Raw genomic sequence first — 19374 nt, forward strand, 5'->3', positions numbered from 1 at the left:
TTTTTGAGGTTTGAGGGAGATTGTGGTCTCCTTTGAGGATGGCTCCGATTCGAACGGACTTCCCTTGATATGAATTAGAATTTCGGTTTCCCTGTTGGCCAATTAGGCCGCCATCCTGCCGGTCTTTCCCGGCGGTCAACCAACGTATCGATGGTGCGTCTCGCGTTAAATAATGGTCCACTCTTCTCATCTGACCTTGCGGACAGGGCCGGTTCTGCCCCGGCGACAGCTTTGAATCTTACCCGCGAGAAAGGGTATCTGTCGGCTTCGTTTGTGTTGGCCCTCTCTTGCTGTACATCTCAAGGGCGCACTCCCCGCATCATTGCCTGCCACTTATCCGGGCGTCCCCGGTGGCTGCCTGTCCAATTGCCCGTCTTTCCCGACAGTCCGTCTTTTATTTGGTATTTATCCTATTTTTTATAGCTACCTTAACCTTTTCTGAGATAGGGAGATTGTGGACTGCCTGATTGCACTTTTGATGGGCCAGAACCATGTTGGAAAGATCGTTTTTACCTCCACAACTCAGGGCGATCAGGTGCTCAACAGTAATATCGTCCCCCATCTCATTTCCACAATAGAAGCAACAGGTGCCATCGCGTTCAATCAACCGTGCTTTCTCTTTCTTATAGCCAGGGTACCGACCTGTTTTTATTGGCGCTCCATTCCACTTTCCGCCTGCCCGGAATGCCCTAATCGCTTCATCCGTGAACCTGCCATTTGTTCGTCCAGTGTTATACAGCACCCCTGTTTCCTTGCCTTTAAACCGGAGAATTTCATATTGGTTTGTCGGAGGCAATATTTCGCATCCCCTCTGAGCCAGCCAGATTTTGAACTTTTCAACGTCCATATTAATTTACTTTTGTTGTGGACAGGGCAGGATTCGAACCTGCAATGAGTGCTTACGGTAAGCGTCTTTTACACACTCATTAATGCTGCTCGCCTTGTTCGGCATACTTACCACATGTATTAGCGTCTACCAATTCCGCCACCTGTCCAAATTGCCCGTCTTTCCGGGCTGTCAGCAGACCTTTTAACATCGCGACTTCTCCTTCGTTATAATCGCTTTCTGCGCTATAATCGCTGTCGAGGGTTCCCCACACCTTCCCGGAACTGTCCCCGTCTGTCCGGGATAGGTCGTCTGCCTGCCTCTGGGCATGATGTTTACTGATTCCAAAATACTTCTCGAAAACTTGGCTTTTCACCATCTTTAATGTAGAAATACCGCTTGTAGCGACCGATAAACTTGCCATTCTCATCCAGCCGAACAATCCATTCATCGCCGATTGGAAGCCCTTTGTCATTACGGAGCCTTGAGATAATCTTTCGCGCATCTACAGTACCGCCCACCTTGTTCATCTCGGCGGTCGTCATGATCCTGCCGTGAAGTAAAGCCGCTTCGATCTTCTTCTGGGATTCTGCTAAGCCATCCATAGTACTGAGTTTTGATTGGTTCTTTAAAAACTCCGCGAGCCTCACGGATGGCGGAGTGGTGACCCGGATTGCCGTCCGGATCGTAAAAAATGGCTGCTAACCTAAACCAACATTACTAACCTAACCTGCTTTACGGTAGCAGGAACCGTGTGTTATCATTTCACTCCATTTGAAGTCCGTTAAAACCTCTTCGTCTCTCGTGTTTAGGTGGTATTCCCACCATACCGGTGTTATGTCAATAATCTGATTCGTATACAGGTCACGGTCAATAATCACGGTAACATCAAGAGTGGAATAGAAGTCATCGGTATCATATTCGACTTTTCCATTATAGAAGAACTTGTCATCGATAGCCTTCAGTAACCTCCCATAGACCTCTGCATATATTTCAGGTGTGATATGCTTTTTCATAGCTTCTCAATTTTGCACCCCTTAGCGGACTCGAACCGCTACCTGCTCACACGCGCACAAAAACATCTTCAGTCAAGCAATAACCAGTTATGCGTGTTCGCCGTCTCTCTCCCGTTAGACTAAAGGGGTGGAATATTACAATTTGTCGAGGTACTCTTTGATCGCCTCTTTATCCTCATCGCTGACTTCGTCAGAAAGAGCCATCCGGGAAAGGTTTGCCCTCAGTGGATTCAAAGCTGAATCCGGAGCAGGGCCGGGTGTGATGATAAATTCGTCGTTCATGGCTTTGTAGGTTTACTGTTTTGCTTCAAGAATAGGTAAGCTGGCTTCGGTAGGAATGTAGATCACCTTATTCGCAGATAGATTTTGCTGGCGCACCCACAGATACTGAATGTAAGTAGGCGTTATGCTACCGTTTTCGATCTTTATAGCTTCGGCAGCACCTTTAGCACGTTCAATCTCTGCCTGGGCGTTGAGTTTCTCGGCTTCAAGATTAGCCTTAGCTTCCTCGATCTTGATGCGTCGGTTTTGTTCGGCTTTGGCAAATTCAGCTTTGCCGCTCATTTCTTGCTGCCATACGGCGTAGCGAGGGAATCCGACCATGCAAAGCACAATAATAAACACCATAAGTGCTGCAATTCCAGTAAAATTCAATACGTTTCTCATAACCTTTTTATTAGTGATTTCTTCTTAACTCAGAGAAGTCTAACTTGAGTGCAACAGAGCCCCGGATATAGGTGCGGCTATCTGTGCTGTCAGGATGTTTGGGAATAGCACCCGAATCAACATAAGCCTTGACTGTCCGTGGGTCTACACTTTGTAGCGAAGCGACTGTGTGCAAACTAAGGAGGGCCCCATAAAATTTTTCTGCGTTTACACTGTTTGCGCGTAAATCGTTGAGCTCTTTTTTTAGCTGGCGGTTTTCTATTTCCAAATCGGCCACATAAGCCGCTATACCCGATGCAGAATAGTCCATAATCTTTATCCTATGAAACAATTACACTTGTTATACTGATCGTTCTCGCTTCCTCTCGTCCTCTGCCTCGGCGGCAAATCGTTTCGATCTCCCTACCCCGCCGTACTTCTCTGTAGGTTTCACTTTGGTAGATCATTTCATTCGGAATAAAAGCCAGTAGAATAATTCCAGCCATAATTCCTTTCGCATCCCATGTGCGGATAAATTCGGGGAGCTGTGCGCCGCTTTTAATGCAGTAGTACCAGGCCACAAGCGCCGAAGTGTTATGAGGAATACCGAGCTTATCGAAAATCTTGTTTTTGGTGTTCTTGAAGGTCGAGTAAGCTTTATTTAAGTAGTAAGCCGCCTCTTTGTCCGAACGTCCCGTAGCAATCGTTTCGATCATCCGGTATTCGTTAGCTGTCAGCACTTCCTTTCCGTTCATACTCCCTGACCACTTTACCGACGTAAGCGTCCGTTACCTTCAAAATCTCTGCAATCGCCATGTATGTTCCGCGCGGAGCAACCCCGTTGTTTTCAGTTTTAGCCTGCTCGTAAAGCTCGATTGCCCTGGCTTTCTTTTTGGCCCACTTTTGTTGGTTTTTTGTCAAGACCCTTCTTTGTGGTATCATGTTATGTGTATTTTGTTATTTTGTGATTATCTTGCTTATATTAGTGTCTGCTAAATGACTTTACCTATGATTATTACACCAAAACTTAAAGATGATTTGTTGAGCAACCTGTTGGATCGCGACCTTCGTAAAGGATTGATCCCCGAAAAAGAATGCCTTTCATTTGGTATTGATCCTTGCATGTATGTTTCTATACTCGAGCAATTTGAAGACATGAATTTTTTATCTTTGAGTAAAACCAAAAGTTGCATTTTCATTGATGTTAAGGTTGATATGCATGATTTCTTTCGGCGTGGCGGATTTGTTGCACAGGAAGAACTGTTAAAAGCCAATATCGAGAAGTTAGGCTATGAAATAGACCTTCTTTGCAAACATCTTTCTGCGCCAGAATTTCTTGATAAAGCCAAGACGATTTCGATTATAGGCTCTAATATTCTTTCCTCCCTTGCCTTTTTTCGGTAATCCCAACATTGCCATCTCAAATTGCCTTACCGGATCATCAAAATTGCCCATGAGCATTGACCTAGTTTGCTTAACACGGTAGAATAAGTCACCTTTCTCGTCGGTTACCTCGTACTCCACATAAGACTTGTGCATGCTGGACGCGCTGTCTGTTTCGTAGTAGTTTATCGATATGATGAATTTGGTTGACTGTGCTAATGTTTCCATATTGATGTGTGTAATCAACTGTTTATTTGCCGTTAATAAGCCTTCGGTACTTTTTTACTATTTGTTTATTTGGCCTTTATTGTTTACTTTGTATTGTAGAATAGTTGTTTGATTTGTTTTGTTAATGCAAATATAGAGATTTCTCTGCAATAAGCAAATTATTTACAGAGATTTTTATAAATATTTTTCTTGATAGTGATTTTATGTCTGTAAAACAGAGACTTATAGAGTTTATAAAGCGAGAGGGCTTGAGTCAGTCGAGGTTTGAAAAGGCTGTCGGCCTCTCTAATGGCTATGTAAACAATATATCCAAAGGAATTGGAGCTGATAAGCTACAGAGGATTACAGAGAAATTTCCTTATTTAAACGCAGAGTGGCTACTAACTGGTAAAGGTGAAATGTTAAAGGCGAATACTATACAAGAAAGGACTGAATTACCTATTAACCCTAATGTTGAACCTATAAACAATGAGAGTATGTTAAACAGGGCTTTTGATGCATTGGAACGCAGAGATGTGGAATATGCAAAGCAGGGTGAACGAATTGACAGATTAATTGCATTAATGGAAATTGCAATGGGGGTCAAACAAGAGATGATCGACGAAACCGTCGAAAAAAAGAGAGCTATGTAATAGGTCAAAAAGACCTATTTACAACAATAAAGGACGGATGATGTCTTTGTCCAAGAATTTAGGCAAGAAATAACCAATATAACGGCATCATGTTTTGGTGCCGTTTGTTGTATAAATCTTCTATTTATTATGAAAACGACTTATGTATTGAGTGTAATTGTTTGTGGGCTATTATTTACTTCGTGCGCATCTATACCTATGTATTCGGAACATGTTTACTCCATAGATTTTAGAAAGTATTCCGAACAGGGATTTATTATTACCCCCACCGATAACATCAACAGGGAATATACTTCTTTGGCTGATATAGAAATGGTGTTTACGTTTGGATATACCGAAAAGAAAATTGTCACAAGGCGTGGTTTTTCTCAATCAGAAGTAAAGGATGATTTATACATAGATAAAAATACATTAAGATCTAAAAAGCCGCGTGGTGATAATTGGTTTACACCAACTCCTGAATATGTGCTTGACCAATTTGTTCAATATGCTAAATCGATTGGAGCAGATGCAATAGTTAATTTTAAATCAATAAAAATAGAAAGTTATCCTGGTAAAGTAACGTTAAGTGGATTTGCCATTAAAATTTTGGATTAATAGGCAATGAGATATTTTAAAATTATATTATTGTTAATCACTTTAATGTGTACAAATAGGGCCATTGCAGAGGTGCGGCCCGGCATAAAGATCGGCCTTAATGCTTCAGGTGTTAATTCCTATGACACTAAAATAAGTTGTCATGCGGGTGTTTTTGTGAATATTGATTTGAATAAATCCTTTCGTTTTTCCCCGGAAGTATTGTATTCACGAGAGGGTTTTGAAGCGGGCTATCCTGACGTTAATAGGATTAGATTGAATTACATGCGAATACCTTTCATGTTTCAATATATTATATCTAAGGATATTCCGATAGGATTTGAACTTGGGCCTCAAATGGGTGTTTTATTGAATGCCTGTCAAAAAACCGATGAAAGTAAGACCAACTTAAATAATTGTAGAGATTTTGATTGTGGGCTGGTTGCAGGCTTGCTTGTTGATTTAAATAAGTTTATCGTTCAAATAAGGTATTGTCAAGGTATAACCACGATTATCCCTAATACTAACTATCGAAATAACAACATACAAGCATCATTGGGTTTTAGATTTTAAGAACTATATTTGCCTTATCCTCATTTTAAGGCAACAGATAATTTAGCGGCTCTACACCCCCGTGCTGGAGTGTTAATGCACCCACTGCCTGCCTTAAGGTGAAGGATAACGGGACAGGTAGAGCCGTTTTTCAATTCTACCTTGCATAAGTATCCTTCTATGCAAACCAACTTCACAGCCTCCGATGTTACGGAGCGCCTCATCAGGGACAAGGTCTTTAGATGGGAATTGCTTGAAGCCGTCATCCGAGATAGGCGGATGAACCGATGGCTAAAAGAGGTGGTGGGTCAATTATTCGACCTACTCAAAGAACGAAAAGCCGCACAAAAGCGGTAGGAAGAGAAAAGGTGTCGGAATCGACACCTTTTTACATACAAAACTATCAACTACATAAAATGTAGTTTTCGTGGAAATATCAGATGCTTTCTGCGCATTTGTGGATTCTCTTTGATAAATCGAACAAGGCATTACGCAAGGTCTCCTTCTCTGCCTCATTGAAATCATCCGGTTTTCCATTATTCATTCCATCCATTTTATGATAAAGCCATGACCGGGACTTCTCAAAATAACGCTCTGAGATTTTAGCCCAAGACACATCCAGCAGAATATCGGACATTTTCTGCTTCACCGTTTCACGGTTTTGTTTTACAATAATTTCCATGTCATTTTCCGTTATGTAGTATTGCAATTGTAATACACTTTTGTGTATTATCCAAAGAATTTCATAAAGAATAGCAGCGAAAAACCGAAATCCTGCATTATATTTGTATTGTTTTAATCCAGTTTTAACTATGAGTAAGCCTTCGACTATATCTGGCAGCATGCAAATCGGAAATAAAAAAGTAACCGTAAAATTAGCTCTTCTTCTCTTTGAAGACGGAGGGGTTAATATTGCCTACTGCCCAGCTGTAAACGTTTACGGATACGGAAACACTTCCACCGAAGCCAGCAAGTCATTTGAGGTATGCTTGGAGGAATTTTTTACATATACCCTGCGCAAGAAAACGCTGGTAAAGGAATTGGAAAATTTAGGTTGGCGGATTAAAAAAGAACATAAATTTTACCCTCCCGAGTTTTCATCCCTGTTGGATAAAAACAAAACATTGCACAAAATACTGAATACCCGTAATTTCACAAAAATAGATCAGGATTTCACTATTCCGGCCTTTTCATAGATGGTACGCCTACACAACGTTTCCTTAAAAATATTTCGGGGATTCCTGGAGGAAAAAGGGTTGAAATGCATCAGGAATAAAGGAGGACACGAGGTTTGGTCTAGGTCTGATTTACGGCGTCCGGTAGTTCTGCAATCCCATATTGATCCTATCCCTGAATTTATTGTCAAAAACAACCTTAGAACAATAGGTGCTACAATCTCGGATCTTTTGCGGTACATGGGGTCATGAAACGGGTTTACTTGAAAAAAGGATGATTTAGCAACATCTCCGCATTCTCTTCGGCTGACACCTTGATATATTTGAGAAAGGTTGATTCTTTTTTATGACCGGTGATCTTCATTATGGCTATAGGCGGAACGCCGGATTTGTAGGCATTGGTCGCAAATGACCTCCGCGCGGTATGGGTGGTTACGAGATCGCATTTGGGGATCGGATGCTGCTCCTTGCGCCCTCCGATAATTTTGGTCACAAGAACTTCATCTGTTATTCCTGCCATTCTGGCTAACTCCTTAACTCGCATATTGGCGTGTTGATCTGACATCCTCAAACTACATCCTTTGCTCAAAATTTCCCGGACAATCGGATGTAATGGAATGACCACATCCACTCCTGTTTTTTGTGTAGTTATGCGGATTAAATCTCCATCAACATTGGCTGCTTCAAGCCTTGACAGGTCTGAAATCCGAAGTCCGGTATAGGCACCCACCAAAAATATATCGCGGGCTAAATTCAAGCTTTTCTGTTTGCGCTCTGCTTTTTCGCTGGACGGAATATCAAAAAAACGGCCCACAGTCTCAGCGGTTAAATCAAGTTTATATATTTTAGTCAATTCGGATTCTGACAGATAGACATTATATACATCGTTTTGAATAGCCGTGAAATCCTTGTGCCGGAATCCCTCGCACGATATGCCATCATTCACTGCTTCCCGGCATACAGTCTTTATCGTTTTGGCTATCATGCCGAAATAGTTGTCGGAATACCCTAAACGCAGAAACCACCGGCGAAGATCGTTGTACAGGTCCATGCCGATCATTCCAAAATCCAGCCTTCTACCCTTCCCTTTCTGATATTCCTTTAGCTTATTAAGGCAGGTAATGTAGCCCTTTATGGTATTCGGGCTTCTGATAACTCGATTATTATCGATGAAGCGCTCGAAATAATCGGTAAATAAAATAGGAGTGTTGTCCTCTTGATTAGTATAATGAATGTTATCGAAATACTCCCAGAATTGCGCTTTTGAGGGCGGCATTTTCCACTCCTTGAAATGTGCAATGGTTTTCATGGCAGACACCTCCCAGCGGTCTAAAACGCTATTTACATCGTTTCCTTGTCTGAAATCTCGAACAACTTTGCATCTCGCTTTTTCCTGGTTCCAATAAACGACAGGCGTTGATTCTCCCGTAGATTTTTTGTAATATTGTCCACGGAACGAGATGTAAATCAATATGGAGCTTTTAGATTTACTCTTGTCTTTTAGTAGAAATGTAACGGCCATAAAGGGGAGTGAATTGGGGAGTGAAAAGTTGCAGATTTATAGTTTGCTTATTCTGCAAATTTAACCCTTTCATCCATATAATCAAATATAATGCAGATTACCCACTTTGTTAATATGCAATTTAAATACTCCCGTTCCGAGTACTGAAAAATGCCTGTCAGTCTTTATAGACTGACAGGCATTTCGTTTATTTGGTATGTGGACGTATGGAAGATTGGAACTTATCCCGGAAGATGTCCCGATCATGACTTGTTTCGTCATGTCATGGTTATATAATCTAGGGCCCTGTGGTCCGGTCAATCAGGTCTGACGGAAGATTTATAAAATCTTGTCGAGTAGTTTTTTTACATGGTCCGTAGCCTGCTTCCCCCCTTCGATCCAATGAATCGCCTCGTCACGCCGGAACCAGGTCTCCTGGCGTTTTGCATAGCGCCGGCTGTTGCGTTGGATCAGTTCGATTGCCTTGTCACGCGAATGCAGTCCGTCGAAAAAACCGAACCACTCCTGATAACCGACCGTTTGCAAGGCATTCAGGTGACGGAGCGGATAGAGCCCGCGGGCTTCCTGTTCCAGTCCGGCTTCGACCATCAAGCCTACTCGCCGGTTGATGCGTTCGTAGAGCACTTCGCGCGGATAGCGGATGCCTAGCTTAATAATCCGAAAAGGGCGTTGTTTGGCGGTTCCGCTGCGGATTTCGCTATAAGAACGTCCGCTTTGCAGGCAGACTTCCAGAGCCCGGATCACCCGTTGCGGATTGCTTCGGTCCACCGAAGCATAGTATTCGGGATCGAGTTCGCTCAATTGCCGTAGCAGCGGGAAGAGTCCTTCTGTTTCGGCAGTACGGATAAGTCGTTCGCGCAGGGCCGGATCGGTTGCGGGCATCTCATCCATCCCTTTGCAAACCGCATCGATATAGAGTCCCGATCCGCCCACCATGAACAGCGTGTCGTGTTTGTGGAAAAGTTGTTCCAACAGTGCGAGTGCATCCGCCTCGTACCGGCCGCACGAATACTCTTCGGTGATGCTGCGCGAAGCGATGAAATGGTGAGGAACGGCCTGTAATTGTTCGGGTGACGGAGCTGCAGTTCCTATCGGTATTTCACGGTAAATCTGGCGCGAATCCGCAGACAGTATTTCTGAACCGAACTCTGTTGCGAGCGCTACGCTGACATCTGTCTTGCCCGTTGCGGTTGCCCCGAGGATGACGATCAGCGTTTTGTCCGGCTTATTCGTCATCGGCATAGCTTTCATTTCCATCGAAATCATCGAAATCGCTCATGATCTCATCGAAGATGGAGCGGTTTACCGGAGATGCTGACGGATCGAACTGATCGGGAGCCTCACCGTTGGCCAACAGCAATTGCGGGCCGCCTTCTTCATCCCGCCGGGCGTCGACCAGTTCCAGATAGAAGGCCCGATCCCCCACTGCATCGAATTGATAGATTAACCGGTTGTGGTTTTGCCGGATCACGTCGGCCAGTGTCATGTCGCTCATTGCGCCGGGAACGGAGGTTCCTTCCACCCCTTCGTCCTCGCCTAATCCCAGGTCCAGGTAGGTGTATTCCGAGAGTCGGTTCCATTCCCGGTCGGAAGTGAAGAACGACGTCATGTTCTCTTTTTCGTATTTGAGATCGTCGCTGATAAAGACATGCAGGTCGGCCAGCGTCATCTCGGGCGGAAGCAGGTAGTCGCGCAGGAAGTTGTCATCCTCATCGCTAAGCATTCTGAATTGTAGCAGCATATTTGGAGCTTTATAGTTCGAGTAAAAATTTCATCACGTCGATGCCATCCGGATAATCTGTCGGAGCGGGATGTTGGGCCTGTCCGAAACGCACCCGGCGAGGGTGGCGGATACGGTCCGATACGACGCATTGTATTCGGGAGTCGTGCCCGGGGAGCCAATCTTCGACTTCGGAAAGCGAGTCGTAGCGGGTGCAGGCCAGTTCGCTTACCGTTTGAGCGGGTTCTCCGCCTTCTCGTAGCAGGAAAAAACCGCCATCCGTAAAAGGCTTGCCCTGCATCGTGTTCAACGCAAAAGCCTGACGATAATTGTGCAGGTATGGCGGATGAGTGACCGGGTCTTTTTGCAAAGCGCGCATGAGCGGCTCCGTATCGTAGTTTCGCGGAAGGAATAACTGGCTGACATTGCGGCACCCCATCCCGAAATAGGTGAAAATGTCCTGTCTCAATTCAGCTAAATCTGCCGGGGTTTCGTCGCCGGTCAGCACGGCGATGCTGTGGCGGCTGCCCCGAAACAGGGCCGGCATATCGTGGTATATGGTCCGGAAATAACGGTTCGTATTGTCGCTCCCGGTGGCAATTACGGCATCCGGTCGTTTACCGTTCATGCGCTGCAACGGTAATGACGGATCGATTCCGGTGAGCAGTTCGGCGATGTGGTCGATCAGTACGCTGTCTTTCGACGAAGGTTTGTAGAGGCAGCCGTGCCCGCTGAGCAGTACGCACATCAGGTCGAAAAAACCGACCAGCGGAATGTTGCCCGCCATGATGATTCCCACCCTCCTGACCGTTTTTGTTCCCTGCTTTTGGTACGGTCGCAGCCATGTTTCGAGCAGCTCAGGTTGCAGCATATCGTTGCATATCGCCCGTATGGCGAAAGCGACCGATTCTGCGGTGAACCAACAATTCGCTTCAGTGGCCCGGCGGATTACGGGATCGAGTCGGCCTTCGTCGAGCTCCTGTTGCAGGATTCTGCCTAACTCTACGAAGGGGCCGATCGGATATTTTGCAGCGGGATTCATACAACAAAACTACAAAAAACTTACCTTTGCCCAACTGCATTACTCAAGAATCGCTGTATTATGAAATTTCTCGCCCTAATCCCTGCGCGTTACGCGTCGACACGCTTCCCCGGCAAGCCGCTGGCCGACCTGATGGGAAAACCGATGATTCAGCATGTGTATGAAAAGGCGCATGCCGTGTTCGATGCTTGCTATGTGGCGACGGACGATCCGCGCATTGAACAGGCCGTGCTTTCGTTCGGGGGCCGGGTGGTCATGACCTCTTCCGAACATCCCAGCGGTACGGACCGCTGCCGGGAAGCGCTGGTGGAAGTGGAGCGGGAGACTGGCACGGCATTCGATGTGGTTGTGAATATCCAGGGAGATGAACCGTTCGTCTCGCGTGAGCAATTGGAACTGATACAGCAATGCTTTGAGGACAGCGGTACCGATATTGCCACTTTGGTTAAGCCTTTTGGTCCGCAAGAGGATGTTTTTAATCCCAACTCTCCTAAAGTGGTGGTCTCGGCACAGGGTTATGCACTCTATTTCAGCCGTTCGGTTATCCCTTACCGGCGCGGTGTCGAGCCACAGCAATGGCAGGAAGGATTCAAATACCTGAAGCATATCGGGATGTATGCCTATCGCACCGGTGTGCTGCATCGGATCACCGACCTTCCCCGCGGTGTTTTGGAACAGTGTGAATCGCTTGAACAACTGCGTTGGCTCGAGAACGGATTCAAGGTTAAAGTGGCAGAGACGCTTTCGGAAAGCCTTGCGATCGATACGCCGCAAGACCTCGAAGCGGCGCGGGCGTTTATGGTCCGGAATGGCGGCTTGTAATCTTTTCAGGGCCCGGGATTTGGGAAATCGGGAAAAAACGGTATCTTTGTCAAGTCATATCGTTCTTCTGCGGTTCGTCCGAATTGCACCGTGTGACCTCCTTATTTTGTAAATTCCTACCACCATGTACGATAAAGATGCCCTTCAGGGTAAGACGCTTGCCGAATTGCGCGAGATCGGACGTCAGTTCGGGATCAAGGCGCAGATGCGCAAGCAAGAATTGGCAGACAAGATACTCGAACTATCCGCCCGCCAGCAACCGGCCGTTTCTCAACCCTCATCCGATGCCGAATTGTCGTTCGAATCGACAGGTGTGAAAACAGTCCGGCCGGTCGGAAGACCCAAAAAACAGACTGCTCCTCCCGCTGAAGAGCAAACTGCGGTGAGGATAGGCCGCGTTGTGCAGGGTGAACCCTACCGCAAACAGCGCGGACGGCGTCCTAAGGATAACCGGGACGGTGCGGAACAGCGAGATCCGGAAATTTCAGCAACGACGGTTGAAACTGAAGTCGCCCGTCCGAGTACGCGTGAAATGCGAGGGGACTCGCAGGAGGGCATGAAACGTCACCGGCGGGACAGGATTACCGTTAACAAGGCGATGAAAAACGTTGCCGGGGAGACTGATCCCGAAGCCATATTGATACAGGAGGGAGGGACTGATTTTACGGATATACCCGAATTGCCCATCGCAGAGACGCCGTCGGCCGAATTCCGGCTCCAACAGGAGGCTCCTGTTGCCGTGAAAGAAGAGTCTGCTGTCAAAGAGGTTAAACAGCCGCATATCCGGCGCGATGCCAAAGACGATTTCCTGGGCGATGTCGAAGGCGAAGGCGTGTTGGAAGTCATGCCTGACGGATATGGATTCCTGCGTTCTACCGATTATAACTACCTGAATTCACCGGATGATATTTATGTTTCCCCATCGCAGATCAAACTGTTCGGACTGAAAGTCGGCGATACCGTACAGGGAATGATCCGTCCCCCGAAAGAGGGTGAAAAGTATTTTCCGCTTGTCAAGGTGAACCGGATCAACGGACTGAGTCCTGATGAAGTGCGTGACCGTGTGCAGTTCGAGTTCATGACCCCGTTGTTTCCTTCGGAGAAATTCAATCTGACCGGCAATGGGCATAATAACCTTTCATCGCGTGTAATCGACCTTTTCGCACCGATAGGCAAGGGACAGCGCGGCCTGATCGTGGCACAACCCAAAACAGGTAAGACGATGCTGTTGCAGTCGATCGCCAATGCGATTGCCGATAACCACCCCGAAGCGTATCTGATCGTACTGCTGATCGACGAACGCCCCGAGGAGGTGACCGAAATGGCGCGCCACGTGAAGGCGGAGGTGGTCGCCTCGACATTCGACGAGCAGGCGACGCGTCATGTGAAGGTGGCCGAAATGGTACTCGAAAAGGCGAAACGTATGGTCGAATGCGGCCATGACGTAGTGATTCTGCTCGATTCGATCACCCGCCTGGCCCGGGCTTACAATACCGTTCAGCCCGCTTCGGGCAAGGTACTTTCCGGCGGTGTGGATGCGAATGCGCTGCACAAGCCCAAGCGCTTTTTCGGCGCTGCCCGCAATACCGAGGAACGCGGCTCGCTGACGATTATCGCTACGGCGCTGATCGACACCGGATCGAAGATGGACGAGGTGATTTTCGAAGAATTTAAAGGTACCGGTAACATGGAATTGCAGCTTGACCGCCAGTTGGCAAACCGGCGCGTTTACCCTGCTGTCAATATCGTGGCATCGGGTACGCGCCGCGAGGACCTGTTGCTGAGCAAGGAGGTGATGCAAAAGATCTGGGTATTGCGCCGCTACCTGTCGGATATGAATCCGACCGAAGCGATGGAAGTAATCAAAAAGCATATGGAATCGACCCGTTCGAACGAGGAACTGTTGGTTACGATGAACCAATAATCGTCAGGTTTATCGACCTGTTCGTTGCGATGATGCCGGGCGATAACGATAGATTGTGGGCGATGTACGGATAGATTCCGTCGAAAGTTTTGCCCCCATGTAAAGAGCGGGATGCCGTTGCAACGGCATCCCGCTCTTTTTGGGTATGTATGTATTTTTGGGGTTGTCTATCCGGGCCGGATCTGGTTTATGGATAGGCTGCTTGCAGGGTTTTCCAAAGGTTCAGGCGCAACTGCGATGCCGAGAGGCGTTTGTTCGTGCGTGTCGGATGAATACTGTTTGAAAGGAAAACCATGAACAGTTTCTTGCTGCGGTCGATCCCAAAGATCGTTCCGGTAAATCCGGTGTGGCCGCAACAATCCGGACCGCCGAATGCGCTTGCCGTTCCACGCTTGTCGAAGCCCAATCCTCGATAGATACCTTTGGCCGACAGCGGGGATGACGTAAAGGTATCGATCGTGGCCGGAGTGATGATCTGCCGTCCGTTATAGGAACCGTTATTGAGAATCATTTGGCAGAAGCGGGCGATATCGGATGCCGTCGAGAACAGGCCGGCATTCCCCCCTGCCCCGCCGGAAACTGCGGCGAGCTCGTCGTGCACGAAGCCTTGGATTGGTCCCCGCCTCAGTAGTTTATCGTTTTCGGTCGGTGCAATACGCTCTCGCGAGGTCCATTCGAGCGGCCGGTATCCTGTGTCGGTACACCCCAGTTCTGCAAACAGTTCGGCGGTCGATTCTTCGAGTGTGCGACCGGTAATTCGTTCGGCGATTAGCCGGAGCAGGTACATGTTCGTGTCGTTGTAGAGGTAGCGTCCACGCCGGCCGGGGTCGTAGCTGCGGATAATCTTGCGGGCCATGATCGTATCGACGGACGGATTGACCCACAGCGAATCTGCGATCTGCCGGTAACCGGGCCGGGGAACTCCGGAGAGATAGACGGAATCCTGAACGACATTACGCACCATGTAAAGATTTTGATCTACCAGATAAGGATATTGTTCGTTACGGTGGCCGTTGAACAGTTTCCCGCCGTGGGCCGGTTTGATCAGATCGGGATAAACGACGGTCGGTTTTAATCCCGATGTGTGCGTCAGCAGTTCCTGTATGGTGAGCGTTGTGAGAGGTGTCCCTGCAAATCGGGGCAGGAACTCCCCTACGGTTCGCTCCAGGCTTATTTTTTTTTGGTCGTAAAGGCGCATCAGAACGAAAGTGGTCGAGAGTACTTTCGTACACGAGGCTACGTCGTAAAGCGTACTGTCCGTTACCGGAACCGTGTGAGTATAATCGAGGTCGCCGTAATTATGGGTGTAAAGAGTCTGGTCTGCGGTACCGCACAGAAACGCTGCACCGGGAAATGCGCGGGCAGAGAGCTCCCGTCGGATCATTGAATCCATCCGCTCCTCCTCTCTACGGGGCAATTCGCCGCTTCGTGTTGACAACACCGTACCCAGCAAGAGAAATATGGCGATCAATCCGGATTTCATCGGGACGTATTTTGTGGTAGCGGTTCCAATTTAGGCAGAATGTGCAAATCCTGCAGGGCGACGATCGCTTCTCCGTTGTCGCCCAGAATGTTGATCCGGACGGCTTTAACAGGTTGTTCGGGGCAAAACGTTGCACTGCCGCTGTCGTCGAGCGGGCCACAGTCGGTGAAATGCGTTCCGTCGGTCGAATATGCTACCGTGCCCTGCGTGACGATGTAACGCGTGACGTTGGGAATACCGGTCTGGATGACGATAGCCCGGCACGAGACCGGCTCGGCGAAGGTGTATTGTATGTAATCGCCTTTTTTGCACGCCCTTGAACTGCGGCTGTAACTGGTCAGGTTGTAATCGGTGAGTCGCTGCGAGGGAAATCGTGAGGAGAACGGCAGCGACGAAGTAATGGTGGTTTTCGGTTCGATACAGGGCGACGGCCGGAAACTGAACGAAACCGGATTGGCCGCAGAGCTGTTATTCGATATCGTCAGGATAAGGTCTGCCGACTTGTTGCGGTTGTCTATATACAGGCGCAACGGAGAGAACGGGTTGGCCTTTTGTCCGTTACGGATGATGGCATACGTGGTGTCCGGTCCCGTTACATCGAGCCGGTTGATGACGGTTTCCGGGTCGCCGGGCGTAACGGTCAGGTACCAAATGCCGTTTCGGTCTGTATAGCGACTCAGCGGGAAGGTCAGCGTACGCCGGCTGCTGGCATGCAGCACTGTATCGAAAGTGGCGGCAGGCGGTACAACCGGGCTGTGTGCGTTGCCGTAGAATGCCCGGAACCGGTAGCGTTCGGGCAGCGTGTCCCGGATCGGAGCCGTGTAGCGTGGAGAACCGGCGGTCGGATCGGTGTCGTCGGCGGTATAACGGATCGTGGCGTGCGGCAACGAGGCGGCAGAGATAACACCGTGATCGTATTTGATTTCCGGTGCGAACAAATGGAAGCCGATGCCCATGGCGTCAAGCCGGGCCAAATGAGTGCCGGTCAGGCGGACATAAAAATCGTTCCAATCCCGTACCTCCGGTCGGCTCCATCCCACCTCGGCCAATGCACACAGGCGAGGATAGGCCTGGTATTCGGCAATACGGTCCGGATGGTCGAGCAACTCCGCCCACAGTGCGCCCTCTACTCCCCGGACGAGTTTGCTTTTTTCGGCGGAAGCGGTGACGGATGCAGGATCCAATGCATAGACCCGCCGCGTGTCGACAAGCCATGCCCATGTGTGTCCGCGGTCGAATGCATTTTGCTTCATGTCTATGTAGCAGTAAGATGCGGGCATCACGATGACGGGTAGTCCCCTGTCTACCGTCTCGGTACAGGCTTTCAAATCGTGCCAGCCCGAAATTACCGTGCCGGCGGATAATCCGTTCGTTGCCGATGCTTCGTCCCAGAACATACACCGTTTACCCTCTTCATGAGCGATTTTTTCCAGGCGCAGGACGAAATAACTGAATATCTCTTGAGGGGATTTCATACCCTGTTTTTTCATCAACGCTTGGCAGTGCGGGCATTTTTTCCAGTAGCGTGTGCTGACTTCGTCACTGCCCAGGTGCAGGTAGTGCGACGGAAAGAGTTCGGCCACTTCGTGAATGATGTCGCGGATCATTTCGAAATTCTCTTCGCGGGCGGCGCAAAGCACATTGCCCGTTACTCCGTTCCCATTCGGATCCGGATCGTCCGTCGTCCGGCAGAAGGTCTCCGGGTAGGAGGCTGTCAGGGCGAGGGCGTGGCCCGGAAGGTTGATCTCCGGAATTACCTCGATGTTGCGGAATGCCGCGTAACGGACGATTTCACGGATATCGTCCTGCGAGTAGTAGCCTCCGTAGCGCCGTTGTCCCGAGCCGTATGAGGGAGGTAGCACCTCTCCCGGTCCGCGCCAAGCTCCTTTGGCAGTCAGTTCGGGATATTTCTTGATCTCGATACGCCAGCCGTTGTCGTCGGTCAGGTGCCAGTGGAATTTGTTGAGCTTGTGACGGCTCATCCAATCGAGGTATTGCATGACGGCCTGCTTGTCGAAAAAGGTGCGCGATACGTCGAGCATGGCTCCCCGGTAAGCGTACCGAGGACTGTCTTTGACCGATACGGCATCCAGTGTCAGTGGTTGCGGAGCCGAGGCGACCGATTGGCCGTACACTTCCGGAGGCAGCAGTTGAAAAAGGGTTTGCAATCCGTAAAATACTCCGCCGCGGTCTCCGCCCCGGATGATGATATGTTCCGGTTCGATCGAGAGCGTGTAAGCCTCGTTTCCCAAATGCCCTCCCCGGCGCAGCGAGATGTAATTGGTTTCCGGCGTATGCGGTACGGTTTGGAGCCGGAAACCGCAAACTCTTTCGATGTGATCGTTCAGATACCCGGCCAGGTCGTCCGACTCGTGCGGGACGATCACCGTTTCCGGCGTAATGGTAAAACGCCCTTCCGCATAGGCCAGTTCCGAGGGCTGCGGGATCAATTGCTGCCCGTGTCCGGGGACAGCATGCAGGATCACAAACGTCAGGATGGCCAGAAAACGGAAAGAATTTATCATCGGATTACTCTTCATACAACAGGTAAGGTTTGCGCTGGACAAGGAAGCGTTCTACATCCCCTTTCCAGCGGCTTTTGATTTCGTCGGCTCCGGCTCCCGCGACGATCATTTCGCGGATGTAATTGACACCGGTCAGCTTGTCGAATATCGGCAGGAAGAAACTCTCGCCTCCTCCGATTTGTCGGTAACTTTCGATCAGGTACGCGAGATTGATTCCGTTTTTCCAAAGTATGCTGTCCGGTGGCTCCCGGCGCAGGTCTTCGCCGTGGCATAACACGCCCCGTAGCGGCGGATTTTTCGCACCCGGATTACTCTGCGGTGTGAACGAGTAGCTGCTTTGGAGTTTCGGATGTCCGTAAATCTGAAACGGGGCATCGGTACCCCGGCCTACGCTGAGAGGCGTGCCCTCGAAATAACACAGCGACCCGTAGAGGTAGATCGCCCGCATGTTGGGAAGATTCGGCGACGGTTTCACAGGCAGTGTGTATCGGGTTTGGTGCGTATAATTCAGACATGGAATTACCTTCAATGCACATTGTCCCCCGTTTCGGAGCCATTTTTCGCCGTTGATCATCCGGGCCAGTTCCCCGAGGGTCATGCCGTGTACGATCGGGATGGGATGCATGCCGACGAACGAACGGTTTTTCGGATCTAAAATCGGCCCGTCTACATAGAAACCGTTGGGATTGGGACGGTCGAGGACCAGGAAGTCGACACCGTTTTCAGCGCATGCCTCCATCATGTAGTGCATCGAGGAAAGGTAGGTGTAAAAACGTAAACCTACGTCCTGAATGTCGAATACGATCACGTCGATCCCGTTCAATTGTTCCGGTTTCGGCCGCTTGTTGGCACCGTAGAGCGAGACGACTTCGATTCCTGTCTTTTGGTCCCGGTAGCTCGCGACGCTCTCACCCGCATCCGCTTCGCCGCGGAAACCGTGTTCGGGAGCGAAAATCCGGCGGATCGCCACGCCGCGCGCGAGCAGCGTATCGACTAAATGTGTATGTCCTACTAGCCCGGTGTGGTTGGTCAGGAGCCCCACATTGCGTCCTGCGAGCAGGGGAAGGTAACGCTCCGTCTGCCCGGCGCCTACGATGACATCCGATGAACAGGGTGTGGCGGGGACATTGGATTTAAAACTAGTTGCCGGTTCTTCCCCGAACGTTACGGAAGAACGGCGGGTGCCGGGATATTCGCCCGTTTCGTGGTCCCGGGAAGGTTTGGGCGCGGCGAATGCATCCGCTGTGCAGGCCGCGAGCAGCAACCCGCACAGCAGGTATTTATATGGTGTATTGTGCAACAT

At 49.1% G+C, this 19374-nt stretch carries 23 protein-coding genes and 1 tRNA gene; 7 read left to right on the top strand and 17 right to left on the bottom strand.

The genetic code is table 11. From position 1 onward, the window contains the following. Positions 1-394: 394 nt before the first annotated feature. The 9 genes from NQ495_RS00865 to NQ495_RS00905 form a co-directional block, all read right to left on the bottom strand. Positions 395-847, bottom strand: a complete 453-nt coding sequence (locus NQ495_RS00865; protein ID WP_009134881.1) for an HNH endonuclease — start codon at positions 845-847, stop codon at positions 395-397. Positions 848-865: 18 nt separating this feature from the next. Further along, a tRNA-OTHER gene (locus NQ495_RS00870) sits at positions 866-995 on the bottom strand. Between the two features lie 166 nt (positions 996-1161). Next, complete coding sequence (locus NQ495_RS00875) at positions 1162-1431, bottom strand: helix-turn-helix domain-containing protein (protein WP_009134879.1); 270 nt, start codon at positions 1429-1431, stop codon at positions 1162-1164. A gap of 120 nt (positions 1432-1551) precedes the next feature. Then, positions 1552-1842: a hypothetical protein gene (locus NQ495_RS00880; RefSeq protein WP_009134878.1), complete on the bottom strand. Its 291-nt coding sequence runs from the start codon at positions 1840-1842 to the stop codon at positions 1552-1554. 135 nt (positions 1843-1977) lie between these two features. Next, positions 1978-2124, bottom strand: a complete 147-nt coding sequence (locus NQ495_RS00885; protein WP_009134877.1) for a hypothetical protein — start codon at positions 2122-2124, stop codon at positions 1978-1980. Between the two features lie 12 nt (positions 2125-2136). After that, on the bottom strand, positions 2137-2508 hold the full coding sequence (locus tag NQ495_RS00890; RefSeq protein WP_009134876.1) for a hypothetical protein: 372 nt from the start codon (positions 2506-2508) through the stop codon (positions 2137-2139). 10 nt (positions 2509-2518) lie between these two features. Then, positions 2519-2818, bottom strand: a complete 300-nt coding sequence (locus NQ495_RS00895) for a hypothetical protein (protein ID WP_009134875.1) — start codon at positions 2816-2818, stop codon at positions 2519-2521. Between the two features lie 10 nt (positions 2819-2828). Beyond that, positions 2829-3242, bottom strand: coding sequence for a helix-turn-helix transcriptional regulator (locus tag NQ495_RS00900; RefSeq protein WP_009134874.1), 414 nt, complete (start codon positions 3240-3242; stop codon positions 2829-2831). Then, positions 3214-3429, bottom strand: a complete 216-nt coding sequence (locus tag NQ495_RS00905; protein WP_009134873.1) for a hypothetical protein — start codon at positions 3427-3429, stop codon at positions 3214-3216. Before NQ495_RS00905 ends, NQ495_RS00900 begins: the two co-directional genes overlap by 29 nt. A 66-nt stretch (positions 3430-3495) precedes the next feature. Between NQ495_RS00905 and NQ495_RS00910 the strand changes: the two genes are divergently transcribed. The 4 genes from NQ495_RS00910 (at position 3496) to NQ495_RS00925 (ending at position 5879) form a co-directional block, all read left to right on the top strand. Further along, positions 3496-3891, top strand: coding sequence for a hypothetical protein (locus NQ495_RS00910; protein WP_009134872.1), 396 nt, complete (start codon positions 3496-3498; stop codon positions 3889-3891). Between the two features lie 410 nt (positions 3892-4301). Beyond that, on the top strand, positions 4302-4730 hold the full coding sequence (locus NQ495_RS00915; RefSeq protein WP_050808017.1) for a helix-turn-helix domain-containing protein: 429 nt from the start codon (positions 4302-4304) through the stop codon (positions 4728-4730). Between the two features lie 129 nt (positions 4731-4859). Next, positions 4860-5327, top strand: a complete 468-nt coding sequence (locus tag NQ495_RS00920) for a hypothetical protein (RefSeq protein WP_009134869.1) — start codon at positions 4860-4862, stop codon at positions 5325-5327. A 6-nt stretch (positions 5328-5333) separates the two neighbouring features. Then, positions 5334-5879, top strand: a complete 546-nt coding sequence (locus NQ495_RS00925; protein ID WP_083818352.1) for a porin family protein — start codon at positions 5334-5336, stop codon at positions 5877-5879. Positions 5880-6294: 415 nt separating this feature from the next. Here the strand turns inward: NQ495_RS00925 and NQ495_RS00930 are convergent, their stop codons facing one another. After that, on the bottom strand, positions 6295-6540 hold the full coding sequence (locus tag NQ495_RS00930; protein ID WP_009134867.1) for a DUF5053 domain-containing protein: 246 nt from the start codon (positions 6538-6540) through the stop codon (positions 6295-6297). Positions 6541-6670: 130 nt separating this feature from the next. Between NQ495_RS00930 and NQ495_RS00935 the strand changes: the two genes are divergently transcribed. Continuing rightward, entirely contained in the window at positions 6671-7054 is a 384-nt protein-coding gene (locus NQ495_RS00935) for a hypothetical protein (RefSeq protein WP_009134866.1), read from the top strand. A gap of 238 nt (positions 7055-7292) precedes the next feature. Here NQ495_RS00935 and NQ495_RS00940 read toward each other — a convergent pair whose 3' ends face one another. The 4 genes from NQ495_RS00940 to NQ495_RS00955 all read right to left on the bottom strand — a co-directional run bounded on the left by NQ495_RS00940 (position 7293) and on the right by NQ495_RS00955 (position 11317). After that, positions 7293-8555, bottom strand: coding sequence for a tyrosine-type recombinase/integrase (locus tag NQ495_RS00940; RefSeq protein WP_050808016.1), 1263 nt, complete (start codon positions 8553-8555; stop codon positions 7293-7295). Between the two features lie 318 nt (positions 8556-8873). Beyond that, the gene (gene miaA / locus NQ495_RS00945) at positions 8874-9797 is read right to left on the bottom strand and encodes a tRNA (adenosine(37)-N6)-dimethylallyltransferase MiaA (protein ID WP_009134864.1); all 924 of its coding nucleotides are present in this window, start codon (positions 9795-9797) and stop codon (positions 8874-8876) included. Beyond that, complete coding sequence (locus NQ495_RS00950) at positions 9781-10296, bottom strand: IS1096 element passenger TnpR family protein (RefSeq protein WP_009134863.1); 516 nt, start codon at positions 10294-10296, stop codon at positions 9781-9783. The genes miaA and NQ495_RS00950 overlap by 17 nt, the downstream gene beginning before the upstream one ends. A 10-nt stretch (positions 10297-10306) precedes the next feature. Beyond that, complete coding sequence (locus tag NQ495_RS00955) at positions 10307-11317, bottom strand: acyl-CoA reductase (protein WP_009134862.1); 1011 nt, start codon at positions 11315-11317, stop codon at positions 10307-10309. A 60-nt stretch (positions 11318-11377) separates the two neighbouring features. Between NQ495_RS00955 and kdsB the strand changes: the two genes are divergently transcribed. Beyond that, entirely contained in the window at positions 11378-12139 is a 762-nt protein-coding gene (kdsB, locus tag NQ495_RS00960) for a 3-deoxy-manno-octulosonate cytidylyltransferase (protein WP_009134861.1), read from the top strand. Positions 12140-12263: 124 nt separating this feature from the next. Continuing rightward, on the top strand, positions 12264-14063 hold the full coding sequence (rho, locus tag NQ495_RS00965; RefSeq protein WP_009134860.1) for a transcription termination factor Rho: 1800 nt from the start codon (positions 12264-12266) through the stop codon (positions 14061-14063). 187 nt (positions 14064-14250) lie between these two features. On the opposite strand, the gene NQ495_RS00970 is transcribed toward rho, so the two are convergent. The 3 genes from NQ495_RS00970 to NQ495_RS00980 are packed head-to-tail and all read right to left on the bottom strand — an operon-like array spanning position 14251 to position 19374. Next, the gene (locus NQ495_RS00970) at positions 14251-15546 is read right to left on the bottom strand and encodes a serine hydrolase domain-containing protein (RefSeq protein WP_259801644.1); all 1296 of its coding nucleotides are present in this window, start codon (positions 15544-15546) and stop codon (positions 14251-14253) included. Continuing rightward, on the bottom strand, positions 15543-18071 hold the full coding sequence (locus tag NQ495_RS00975; protein ID WP_182654727.1) for a glycoside hydrolase family 20 protein: 2529 nt from the start codon (positions 18069-18071) through the stop codon (positions 15543-15545). The genes NQ495_RS00970 and NQ495_RS00975 overlap by 4 nt, the downstream gene beginning before the upstream one ends. Before the next feature lie 4 nt (positions 18072-18075). Further along, positions 18076-19374, bottom strand: coding sequence for an exo-beta-N-acetylmuramidase NamZ family protein (locus tag NQ495_RS00980; RefSeq protein WP_009134856.1), 1299 nt, complete (start codon positions 19372-19374; stop codon positions 18076-18078).

It is taken from the genome of Alistipes indistinctus YIT 12060 (genome assembly GCF_025144995.1).
GTDB classification, from domain to species: Bacteria; Bacteroidota; Bacteroidia; order Bacteroidales; family Rikenellaceae; genus Alistipes_A; species Alistipes_A indistinctus.